This is a genomic window from Coleofasciculus sp. B1-GNL1-01 (assembly GCF_040220235.1).
Classification (GTDB): domain Bacteria; phylum Cyanobacteriota; class Cyanobacteriia; order Cyanobacteriales; family Coleofasciculaceae; genus Coleofasciculus.
In genome coordinates, this window is the sequence record NZ_JAVJTO010000040.1 from 1 (window position 1) to 10,935 (window position 10,935).

The following is a 10,935-nucleotide window of genomic DNA, read 5'->3' on the forward strand; positions in this document are numbered from 1 at the left end:
CCTTGCCGTAGTGCGTTTAGCGAAGCCATGCCGCAGGCTTTGCATCTTGCTCGCTACATTGAGCATCTTGCTCGCTACATTGAGCATCTTGCTCGCTACATTGAGCATCTTGCTCGCTACATTGAGCATCTTGCTCGCTACATCAAGCATCTTGCTCGCTACATCAAGCATCTTGCTCGCTACATCAAGCATCTTGCTCGCTACATCAAGGCTTTGAGTAGCATGGACATTGGCTCATCTTCAAGGACATAAGGTAAAACCCTTTCATACCCCAGCTCCCAGACGCGCCATGGCGCGTCTCTACATTGCTTCCCCTGCTCTCTACCCCACCACAAGACTTATTCATCAGCCCCGACTTAGCCGAGTCATTCTTGCATCAACTCATTCTCACTACTCTGCGATAAAGATGTGCTGATTTGGCGACCAATTTCTCGCTCTCTGGGAATCTCAACCTCCTCACTACTTTCATCTGTATTCCCATCATTAGGATTAGAACGTAATGGGTTTATTTTAAAAATCTCTGGAGTGGCGAGAATGAATGAACGGCTTGTCTGAGCCATTGCATTGTCAGGTTCAATGTTCAGAACTCGCTCAAAGCAGGATAGCGCGTCGTTGTAGCGCCTCATCGTACAGTAGGTTGTACCTTTGTTGTACCAAAGGTCAGCAACATCGGGATTAATTTGAATCGCTTTATTGTAACAGTCAATCGCGGCTTCGTACCGTTTCAATTGCTCTAGGCAGATTCCTTGGTAAACCCAGGCGGGAATAAAGTCAGGTTTAATATCAATCGCGTTTTGGAAGCAGGTGAGTGCTTCTGTATAGTTTTTCTCATCTTGGAGTGTCACACCTTGATTAAACCAAGTTTCGTATTCGCTCATAGTTGTTAACTCCTGCCTAATTTTCCCAGGCATCTGGACAAGGGTGAAATGTAAGGCTCAGTTGTCCCAGTCTATACTCAACGCCTTTGCCAAAGCTATAATTAGCCTAACGCCAATAGAGAATAAGTTCTAGCAGGCTGAAGATACTGAAATTGCCCACGGTGTTACCTTGTAAACCCCAATCCATCGTCGTTAAAGGTTGGTAGGCTCACTGGACAACTCTTGAACGTGAGATGAAAGATAATCAGATCGAGGAGCTAATAGAACTGCTATACAGGACTCAGGATGAGTCCACCCGCTGGCGAGCTGCTGTAAGCCTAGAGAAAATCGACCCAGGCAACCCAAAGGTAATCGAGGCACTCATACAAGTGCTGGACAGGACTCAGGATGAGAAAACCCGCAGGCGAGCTGCTGTAAGCCTAGAGAAAATTGGCACAGGCAACCCAAAGGTGATTGAGGCATTCATCAAAGTGCTAGACACAACTCAGGATGAATTGACCCGCAGGCGAGCTGCTGAAAGCCTAGGGAAAATCAACCCAGGCAACCCAAAGGTAATCAAGGCACTCATACAACTGCTAGATACCAGTCGGAAAGTACCCACTCGTCAACAAGCCGTCGCCATCCTGGAAAAAATCGGTATTGGCAATCCAAAAGCTATTGCAGGACTCAGAAACTTGCAGCACCATCGCAATCCTTACACCCGTTTGCTCGTCACTGAACTCCTACCGAAAATCACGGCTCTTACGCAATCAGAAACTCAACAAATCGAGGATGACCTACTCCTGTTTCTACAAGAAACGCGAGTTAAAGACACCGTTGATCGCTATTTTTCTACTAATAACCCCAAAAAGGCAAAATTTTGTTACCATCGCATCATTGCCTGCTTAGATAAACTGCAAGAAGGTCGAGATATTATCACCCGACGTTCTTTACTAAACTCCTACTTAGACATCTATCAACGGATTGTTGATTTCTCAATTAAAACAGGTGACTTAAACCGGGCATTTTTCTATATAGAACTTTTTCGGAATCGATATCTAGTCGAGCGAATCGCCCAACACTATGCCCCCTTGCCAAATACGGTGACACCAGAGCTATCGGCACAAATTAACCAGGCAAAAGTAACTGAAAAGAAACAATTACAGGACTACACGAACGGAATTAATCAGAACTTAGACGAGCAGCAACTCAAACAACTAGAGATTCGCTGGCAAGACGCCAAAAAAGCCTTAGAAACCCTTTATGCTCAAGTCGCTGTTATCGAACCTGAGTTTATTGCCAAGACAAAAGTATCCCCTCTATCCTTCCGACAAATTCAGTCTGTACTCCCATCCGATACAGCCATTCTGGAATTCTTCTTTACCGCCAACAAACTCCTAACATTATTAATTTTACCTGGAGCTAACTCTCCTAAATCCATTCCAGTAAAACTCAACCCCAAATCCATCGCCGCACTCGCTCAAGCTTGGGTATCCGGCATTACGACGAAAACACCATCAAAGGAAAAAGAAGACATTAACGCAACCATCCAAACCCTCTCTGAGCAAATCAATCAAATTTCCGATTCCCTCAACTTGTCAACCTTACTCCCCCACATTCCCGCTCAGATTCAGCACTTAATCATTGTCCCTCATAAATACTTACACCTTTTCCCCCTTCATGCCTTGTGGTTAAATGACCACCAGCGACTCATTGACCGCTTTGCCGTCAGTTATTTTCCCAACCTCCAAACCTGGAAAATATGCCAAAACCGCCAACGTTCTTGTCATTCCTTAATGGGCATAGAAAATCCCACCCAAGACAAAGATTTAATCTTTGCCAAAGCGGAAATGGCAAGTATCCGCCAACGTCAACAATTTATTCACCGGAAAATTTTCCCAGGCAAACAAGCCTCAAAAGCTGAAATTTTACACTCCGCAACTGATACCCATTGCTTCCATTTTTCAGGTCATGCCGAATACAACTTCCAGAATCCCCTCGACTCCTATCTGATGTTATCGGAAAACAGCGCAGAGAATCTCACCCTCAATACCATTTTCGCCGACCTGCATATCCCCCAAGCCGATTTAGTCACCCTTTCCGCCTGCTGCACAGGTGTTGTCGATGCCTTTCAACCCCTGGAAGAATATTTAGGACTTCCCACTGGCTTTTTGCTGGCAGGTGCAAAAGCCGTTATCGGTAGTCAGTGGAAAGTTAACTCTATCGCCACCGCCTTTATTTTTGATGAGTTCTATCGCCAACTCGAACAAACCGGGAATAAAGCCATCGCCCTGAAAAATGCCCAGAACTGGCTGCGTCGCTGCACGGCTGATGAATTGCGAGAACGAGCAAGCACCTGGGATTTGAGTAAACTAGAGATCACAGAAAGAATTCGTTTGGATGCAGCACTCTATTCCCTAGAAGGCATCCCCTTTGAGAATCCTTACTATTGGGCGGCGTTTATATTGACAGGATGTTAGAACATGGATAACGAACATATCATAATTTGCCAAGCTTTTGGTCAACTGCTAGAAAATTCAACGACTGAACTGGAGGAAAAACTAACGACCAACACTCGTGTTGCTATTGCAAGACACTTAACACAGTTACCTGATGAAGACCGTTCTAATCCGTTGATAATGGCAAAAAATATAGGAGAGTTTTGCTACAGACCTGGGCATGAAAATTTAAAAAAATGGCTGTTACGTCTCTACAATAGGTTAGGTACTGACGATATCCAAAAGCTCGTCAAAAAAATAAATGATCCGGGTGAAGGAGCTGATGCACCGCCTGAAACCAAGAGAATACTGATAAACGAAGGGCGTGATATCTGCCAATATCTGCAAAACTGGGCAACTCAACAGTTAAATCAAACCAATCAGCGCAATAATCCCCCGGTACAAGGTCAAGGTAAACCAGGAAATCAAAATGCTGCCAACTGACATCCGATACTGGACAATTAGACATCACAGTTACCCCAACCCAACCCACCTGTGCGGGGTTAAACTCTCTGAATTATTCATAACTTGTATCAGCAGACTTCATTTATATAGGGTTTGCAGCACAACTCCAGAACCCTTAGCCATCAATGCTTTAAGCCGTAGAGAAAGTTGTTTATCTTCAAGGAAATGTGAGACTATCCATCAAAACTATGGCGAGAGAATCACCGAAAATGTACCCTTGCTCCCCCTGCTCCCTCCGCTTCCCCTGCTTCCCCTGCTCTATTCCCCCACCACAAGACTTATTCAGCAGTCCCTATATAATCCCAGACCTTAAGTCTGAGGACAACCGATTTAACCATGAATCCCACCCAAACCAGTACCACCATTAAACTTTTATCCCCCACGCTGCACCTCTATCATTACGTGCTGCGAAATAGCCTCAACGAACGCCCAGAAACCACAGACAAGCGGCGGCAATTCTTCCAAGAAAACCTACAAAACCTCTCCACCCACCTCACCAGCAGCACCAATAAACGGGCATCAGATTTCGTTCAACTCATCCCCATTGAACAAGAATTAGCCCCCTCTGGAAACGTCCTCGATTTCACCACTGTTCCGCCAGAATGCCAAAAACCCAACAATGACCGACTGTATTTAGAGACAGGAATTATTCACAGTCGCCTAGTCGCACGTCGCCTCAATGACACCTACCTGCTGCGCTTCACCAGCTACGTTCCCTCAATTCACCAAGAACAAGCCCTACCCATCTTTGCGAATCTAGGTGAACATATTGCCAACTTACCTCTGGAACTCGGACAAACCGTCATCCTGGGCGGAATTTTACCTAATTCCTACTATTCCCCTAGTGATATTCCCCAAATCGCCGCCAATTGTCTCAGTCACTACTATGGCACACCCATTGACCCAAACAATCTGAGAGTTGAGGAATTTTTAAACAGCCCATTTTGTATTCACGCCCAACCCGTTACTATCCAAAAATTTAATAACTATGCTATCGAATCCATCCATCTAAGCTGTGTTTTCCTCTATCAAGACCCAACCATTGAGCAGCAAGCCGATAAAGTGTATCGCATCTTCCAAGATATGCTACTCAGTTATCATAAAATTCACTTTTTCCATTCCCAAAGCATTATCTTAAAAAAGATCCTCAGTCAACAGTACGAAGCTATCGAACGACTCACCGAGGACTACAATCAACACAAATGGGATAGTCAATCCCTGAAAAAGCTACCGCAAGACTCTCTGGACTATTATAAAAAGCTCTCTTTTCTACAAGACCAATCTAAAACCGTTGGCGTCAACCTTAAGAATTATCAAGAATGTCTCCGACAAATTCAACAGCAAACCGGACAGACCCCACCGCAATTTTTCACAGAATTCGAGCAAGAGATTAGCTTTTACCGGGAACAAATGGAAGCAAATATTGGTTTTCTAAGTCCCGGTATTCAACTCTATGAGAAACTCATGCTGAGTGTACAAACCCAAGTGAGTATTGATGAAGCCGCCCATCAAAATCAGCAGAATCAACAACAAGCGAAACTGGGACAAATTTTAGCAGGTGTGGGTGCTGCCATTGGCGTCGGTCAAATTATTGAAGCCCCCATCACCGCCACAGTTTCTCACCGTCTGGATAAAGGTAAACCTGAACCCTCAATCGCAAGTTCTTGGATTGGGGCATCATTGAGTGTTCTTCTCAGTATTGGCATTGGTTATTGTATCAGTTTAGCCGTTTATCGATGGTTTACTCAGTATTCAACTAAGTGAGGTACATAGACAGATCCCCGACTTCTCCAAGAAGTCGGGGATCTTGCTTAAAAGACTGTACCTCATCAACCAGCAAATCTGCTGTACATGTCTATTGGCTGCTCAACTTTGTGATCGACTGACATTAGTTACCTTGTACATCTAATTCTTGAAAGACGTCCCTAGCAACAACCATGGCATTGATCGCCTTAGGAAATCCTGCATAAACCGACATTTGGGTAATCAGTTCGATGATTTCTTGACGAGTACAGCCAACATTTAATGCACCTTGAATATGAAATTTTAGCTGGGGTTGGGCATCGCCTAGTACAGTGAGAGCGGCAACAGTGGCAATTTGTCTCAATTTTATATCGAGTCCTGGGCGTGATAAAACATCGCCATAACCAAATTCGATGGCAAATCGCATCAAATCAGGTGAAATGTCTCTGAGACTGTCGCGAGAGCGTTCATATCCGGCTTGGTTAACTTGCTCGATCAGTGATAAGCCTGTTTGAAATCGGTTTGGGGTTGCGATCGCGTCTTCCTGAGCCAGTGCGCTTTCAGGAACGACATTCAGACTGGATTTGAAGCCGCCACCAATCCAGATGCTGGTGATTAAAGCTGTGCTGATCAAAATCGCCAAAACTCTCTGGAGTTTCATTTGCATCTCCTAAACCGCAGATTTAATTGATTAAGTAATGACCTCATTCTATATTCATGATTAAAATAATAACAATAGCGTTTTTGATCACGACTCTCGTGCAAAAAAAGCAATAATCCATGAGCCGCCAACAAGATTTAGACGTGTTTGTGCAAGTCGTCAAAAGCGGCAGTTTTGCCAAAGCTGCTGATGAACTGCAACTGAATCCCTCGGCTGTGAGCCGCCGAATTAGCCATTTGGAACAACGACTGGGGGTGCAATTGTTGAATCGCACGACTCGCCGCTTAAGCTTGACTGAAGTAGGAGAGCGCTATTTCAACCGTTGCCTCAGCATTTTGGCAGACATTGAAGAAGCCGAGCGAGAAGCCAGACAATACAGTCAGCAACCGCAAGGTACTCTGTATGTAAGTTGTTCTACCTATTTTGCCTATCGCTTTTTACTGACAAAAATTCCGCCGTTTCTCGAACAATATCCCCAGATTTCTCTCAAATTAATCCTGACCGATGATGTTGTCGATTTGGTGACCGATGGAATTGATGTTGCCATTCGCATTGGAGAACTTGCTGATGCCTCACTGATGACTAAAAAATTAATCAGCTCTCGTCGCATTATTTGCGCTGCGCCCAAGTATCTTGATCGTTATGGTATACCCAAAACACCTGACGAGCTAGCCGATCACAATTGCCTCAGTTTAAATGCCCAAAAAACGACCCTGAACCAGTGGCGATTTCGCGACGCCTCTGGACAACGAGAGATTCGAGTACGGGGAAACTTTGAAGTCAATAGTGGTCAAGCCCTTTACGAGGCGATTTTAGCAGGAGGAGGCATCGGTCGGGTCATACAAGTTCTATCTCAACGGGAACTGACATCGGGTCAGCTAGTGCATCTGCTCAAGGAGTATGAGGCGGATAATGATGTGGGAATTTATGCGGTATTTCCTGCTCAACGTTATCTACTGCCCAAAGTTCAATATTTTGTGGAATTTTTAGCCAAGAGTTTTTCCCAGGATGTGACAAGCTTGAGCATCCTGAAGGCATAATCCTTATAGGGGGGCAAGGCAGATACGTATCTGAGATTTCCGGCTGGGGTGTGTGATAGTTTTTAGCGATCGCGCCCACAGCTACTGACTCAACCATGCGATCGCGCGTCGAATCCATTCCTCGGCGTTGGGGTTTTTCGCCAGCAGTGCATCCTGACTAATCGCGTTCAGCGCCTGCGTAATTTCGGCGGTTTCATACCCTAGGGCTAATAGGGTCATTTCCACATCTTCTAAAATAGCGGGGGAGGGTCCCGTTGCACTGGCTGGGGTTTCCACACCCGCGAATTTTCGCCATTCAGATAACTTGGTTTTCAATTCTAAGGCGATACGTTCAGCGGTTTTGCTACCCACTCCCGGTGTTTTGGCTAAGGTGCGAGTATTCCCAGTGACAATCGCCTGAACCAGATTCTGTAGTCCCAGGGTATCAATAAGTGCGATCGCTAATTGGGCGCCAATCCCACTCACACTCACCAACTGGCGAAATAAATCCCGTTCGGCGGCGGAGGCGAAGCCATAGAGGATTTGTTGATCTTCCCGGATTTGCAGGTGAGTAAAGACTTGCACCACTTGTTCTGATCCGATCTGAACCTCTTGGGATAGCTGTCGAGTAATTTGCACCTCATACCCGATTTGGTTAACCTCTAGAATCAGAGTAACTCGATTCCCATTCCCTTTCTGAATCGTCGCGACTGTTCCCTTGAGATAACTAATCATTAATTATAAGTATCCAAATTTAGACTGACCGTTACATCAGTAGAGACGCGCCATGGCGCGTCTCTACACTGTTGGCGATCTTCCCTGTTCCCTCTTCTCCTATCCCCAATTCCTAAACCAGAAACCCAAAATGATGCAGACCTTCTAATATACCATCTGCATAATGTGCCTGAGCGAAATAGTGATAATCTTTTTTGTTCTCCTCATACCATTGACGCAGTTCAGGTTTAGCATTTCCCACCAGAATACCCCGTTCTTCCCCAGCACTAAACAGGGCGATATCATTACCAGAATCACCACAGACAACGGTTTTTGTGGCGTCCATGTCCCATTTGTTACGCAGGAATTGTACCGCTAGACCTTTATCCCCTTGACGAGGTAGAATATCTAAGTCTTGACCTCCACTATAGATCAGCTTGACATCTAATCCTTTTTCCTTTAAAGAGGATTCCAGACGGGGCAAAACCTCTGAGGAAATTTCTTCACTTACCACATAACTGACTTTAAACGGGCGCTGTTCTGTCTCAGGTTGCAGCACTAGGTCAGAATAATGGGCAGCTATAGCCACAACTGCGTCCCGGTTCCACCCCTGTGCCAACATATCCGCCCATTCTGGGTCAAAGATTTCTTCCTGCGGATTGAAGCAAATTTCGGTGCCAACTGAGGTAATCAGCGCATCCGGTGGCAGCAGGGACTTTTCGCTAGTCAGTTTCCGGTAGAGGGCAGGCGATCGCCCGGTAGCATAGACTATCTTAGTACCATAGTCTTGGCGATGCTGCTCTAACTGCTGATTCAGTTCCTTGAGGGCATCGTCATCGCCAACTAGAGTGTTATCTAAGTCAGTTATGAATAAAAATGCAGTCATCACAATCTCGTGGATGATTAGAGTTTGCACCTGCATTATTTCGCATCAGCGTGGGATTAGCCAAGGGCGTTTGGATAAATAATTTTAAACGTTGTTCCTTTTCCGGGTAGAGAAGTTGTCGAAATAGAGCCACCAATTTTCTTAAGTTCTGTGCGAACAATATCCAAACCAAACTTAATCGTTCGAGTTGCTCATGCCAACGATTCGCCAGTCTATCAATACTATCTAGACCTAACATTTCTGCCTGGGCTTGAATCGACAGAACTGCACGGCATAGCCCATACACCAATTCTATGTCTTTAGAACCTGATAGCTGGAGCAAATCTTGTTCAATTCGATAGAGATGTTCCGTCGCATGTTCAACAAATTCCTGAACCCATTGCTGTTCCTCTGATTGCATACGTCTTCCCCTGCACCAACTCGCACCACCTTATCCGTATTATAAGCATCAATCCTTTACCGAAGAAATGATTGATTTAGGACTTACGCCAAGCCTCTATTTGTAGTGCCGTGACCCAGCTAAAATGGTGCATTAGATTCACTTGGCGATGAGGACAATAGCATGGGAAGAGGAAAACGAGACAAAATCTTTCTGAGCGCCGAGGAAAGAAAAAGGCTAGAAGCAATAAGCCACAATGGTTACGCATCAACCAAGAAGATACTTCACGCTCAAATTCTGCTGATGTCAGATGAAGGAGAAGGAGCAAAGAGAAAACGGACGGATGAAGAAATTGCTGATGCACGGGTCAAGCTCAAACACTTATATCCTGTTTTTCAACTGGATGAAGACCTCAATACCTGACGGGGTGTTTCCAAATTCTTCTTGGCGGGTGGTTGTGGACTCATCCAGATATATTTTTGCGATCGCGTCCTTGACGGGGTGTTTCCCAATTCTTCTTGGTGGGTGGTTGTGGATTCATCCAGATATTTGATTTAGCTTTGTTTGGTTGCAATTGATTATCTTACATCAAAACATCAACAATTATTAGATCCGTTTTACCCAATACTAATGCACCATTTTAGCTGGGTCACGGCACTACTGGCTAAAAGGGTAGCATAGATTTATCGGTAAATCGGGCGCACGTCGGTGCGCCCCTACAATGTTACTCCATCTTGTTTAATTGACTATTTGTTAGTTTTATGCATTCTTGAGTTTAGCTAAATTCAGATAGAAAGGTATACTCTTCTAAATTGACTGATTTAAGCAATTTGTTCCAGGCATCAGTTACATCTTGATCATCGGGACGTTCACGCCGTAGTTCCATTAAAGTATCTACAGTCTCGTACCAAATTCGTTCTTTAGTGTAGAAAGCCAAACGTTCTTCTGGAGTTGCCTGGGTGAGAAAACGTTTATCCAGGGGATTAAATGGGACTCGTTTAATTGCTCCCTCGATATAAATGTCGCCTGAGCGATCAAGCGGATCGCATATTATGTTTAACCACCAGTTATATTTTTGACCAATCTCTAAAGGAGGAACTAGTGGAGGAAGGGTAGCCAAACCGGGAAGCGTTAAGCTGATGATACCAGGAGTGCCTACTGCTATTTTGACTTCATCACCCTTGGAATCTTCTTCTGTGTAATAATTCATAAATTTATACTTAGCGGAATAAATGTGTTCCTTATTAGTATTCATCAACACAAATTCTATTCCCCAAGCGTATGTCTTTGGTATATACCAAAATAAAGTTGGATACTCGGCAACTGTTTTACCGATTCCAGATAGCGGAACTAAGGTTGTCGCAGGAGTTCCGCGAGGGAAAACGCAACCACCACACCCTCCTACGCCTTGTCGAAAATCGTGACGAACATCATTGTTTGAATCAGTCGCAGGTATAACTTCCCATTGCTCAGGAATCAGGCTACTAAGTGGGGAAGGTTCAGACTGTGCTTGCACCTTGACTGGTAATTTTATGGCTAACCCCAAGGTTAAAGCTAAAGTCAGTAAAACGAATATGACTATGCGGAAACGGGGTAAGCAGAGGAAGCGAGTTATAATCGACATCTTTCTATTATTTTTGTTGTATTTTATACCTATCCATGCAAATTTTCTGACACTCAATCAATCGTGAATTGTCTGTTAAAACTATACTT

At 44.6% G+C, this 10,935-nt stretch carries 10 protein-coding genes and 2 pseudogenes; 6 read left to right on the forward strand and 6 right to left on the reverse strand.

Going from position 1 to position 10,935, the window contains the following annotated elements:
* Window positions 1-252: pseudogene (locus tag RID53_RS09135) on the forward strand (hypothetical protein); the annotation flags it as partial.
* A gap of 113 nt (window positions 253-365) precedes the next feature.
* On the opposite strand, the gene RID53_RS09140 reads toward RID53_RS09135, so the two are convergent.
* On the reverse strand, window positions 366-878 hold the full coding sequence (locus RID53_RS09140) for a tetratricopeptide repeat protein (protein ID WP_446387813.1): 513 nt from the start codon (window positions 876-878) through the stop codon (window positions 366-368).
* Between the two features lie 233 nt (window positions 879-1,111).
* Here RID53_RS09140 and RID53_RS09145 point away from each other — a divergent pair, with 233 nt between their 5' ends.
* The 3 genes from RID53_RS09145 (at window position 1,112) to RID53_RS09155 (ending at window position 5,584) form a co-directional block, all read left to right on the forward strand.
* On the forward strand, window positions 1,112-3,337 hold the full coding sequence (locus RID53_RS09145) for a CHAT domain-containing protein (RefSeq protein ID WP_446387814.1): 2,226 nt from the start codon (window positions 1,112-1,114) through the stop codon (window positions 3,335-3,337).
* Window positions 3,338-3,340: 3 nt separating this feature from the next.
* A complete protein-coding gene (locus tag RID53_RS09150; RefSeq protein WP_446387815.1) occupies window positions 3,341-3,799 on the forward strand; it encodes a hypothetical protein in 459 nt (152 codons plus the stop codon).
* 357 nt (window positions 3,800-4,156) lie between these two features.
* Complete coding sequence (locus RID53_RS09155; protein WP_446387816.1) at window positions 4,157-5,584, forward strand: hypothetical protein; 1,428 nt, start codon at window positions 4,157-4,159, stop codon at window positions 5,582-5,584.
* Between the two features lie 124 nt (window positions 5,585-5,708).
* On the opposite strand, the gene RID53_RS09160 is transcribed toward RID53_RS09155, so the two are convergent.
* Window positions 5,709-6,062, reverse strand: a complete 354-nt coding sequence (locus tag RID53_RS09160) for a carboxymuconolactone decarboxylase family protein (RefSeq protein ID WP_446387854.1) — start codon at window positions 6,060-6,062, stop codon at window positions 5,709-5,711.
* Between the two features lie 281 nt (window positions 6,063-6,343).
* On the opposite strand from RID53_RS09160, the gene RID53_RS09165 reads away from it, so the two are divergent.
* Window positions 6,344-7,264, forward strand: coding sequence for a LysR family transcriptional regulator (locus RID53_RS09165; RefSeq protein WP_446387817.1), 921 nt, complete (start codon window positions 6,344-6,346; stop codon window positions 7,262-7,264).
* Between the two features lie 81 nt (window positions 7,265-7,345).
* Here RID53_RS09165 and ruvA read toward each other — a convergent pair whose 3' ends face one another.
* From ruvA to RID53_RS09180, 3 genes are all read right to left on the reverse strand, one after another.
* The gene (gene ruvA / locus RID53_RS09170; protein WP_006098992.1) at window positions 7,346-7,978 is read right to left on the reverse strand and encodes a Holliday junction branch migration protein RuvA; all 633 of its coding nucleotides are present in this window, start codon (window positions 7,976-7,978) and stop codon (window positions 7,346-7,348) included.
* A gap of 112 nt (window positions 7,979-8,090) precedes the next feature.
* Window positions 8,091-8,843, reverse strand: a complete 753-nt coding sequence (locus RID53_RS09175; protein ID WP_446387818.1) for a sucrose-phosphate phosphatase — start codon at window positions 8,841-8,843, stop codon at window positions 8,091-8,093.
* Window positions 8,818-9,243: a hypothetical protein gene (locus tag RID53_RS09180; RefSeq protein ID WP_446387819.1), complete on the reverse strand. Its 426-nt coding sequence runs from the start codon at window positions 9,241-9,243 to the stop codon at window positions 8,818-8,820. The genes RID53_RS09175 and RID53_RS09180 overlap by 26 nt, the downstream gene beginning before the upstream one ends.
* Window positions 9,244-9,405: 162 nt before the next feature.
* Between RID53_RS09180 and RID53_RS09185 the strand changes: the two are divergent.
* A pseudogene (locus tag RID53_RS09185) lies at window positions 9,406-9,585 on the forward strand (IS630-like element ISMae25 family transposase); the annotation flags it as partial.
* Window positions 9,586-9,997: 412 nt separating this feature from the next.
* Here the strand turns inward: RID53_RS09185 and RID53_RS09190 are convergent.
* A complete protein-coding gene (locus RID53_RS09190; protein ID WP_446387820.1) occupies window positions 9,998-10,903 on the reverse strand; it encodes a DUF928 domain-containing protein in 906 nt (301 codons plus the stop codon).
* Window positions 10,904-10,935: the final 32 nt, after the last annotated feature.

Excerpts from the sequence above, each read along its gene's own strand:
- RID53_RS09140 (WP_446387813.1), bottom strand. The coding sequence starts at position 878 with ATGAGCGAATACGAAACTTGGTTTAATCAAGGTGTGACACTCCAAGAT.
- RID53_RS09145 (WP_446387814.1), top strand. The coding sequence starts at position 1,112 with ATGAAAGATAATCAGATCGAGGAGCTAATAGAACTGCTATACAGGACT.
- RID53_RS09150 (WP_446387815.1), top strand. The coding sequence starts at position 3,341 with ATGGATAACGAACATATCATAATTTGCCAAGCTTTTGGTCAACTGCTA.
- RID53_RS09155 (WP_446387816.1), top strand. The coding sequence starts at position 4,157 with ATGAATCCCACCCAAACCAGTACCACCATTAAACTTTTATCCCCCACG.
- RID53_RS09165 (WP_446387817.1), top strand. The coding sequence starts at position 6,344 with ATGAGCCGCCAACAAGATTTAGACGTGTTTGTGCAAGTCGTCAAAAGC.
- ruvA (WP_006098992.1), bottom strand. The coding sequence starts at position 7,978 with ATGATTAGTTATCTCAAGGGAACAGTCGCGACGATTCAGAAAGGGAAT.
- RID53_RS09175 (WP_446387818.1), bottom strand. The coding sequence starts at position 8,843 with ATGACTGCATTTTTATTCATAACTGACTTAGATAACACTCTAGTTGGC.
- RID53_RS09180 (WP_446387819.1), bottom strand. The coding sequence starts at position 9,243 with ATGCAATCAGAGGAACAGCAATGGGTTCAGGAATTTGTTGAACATGCG.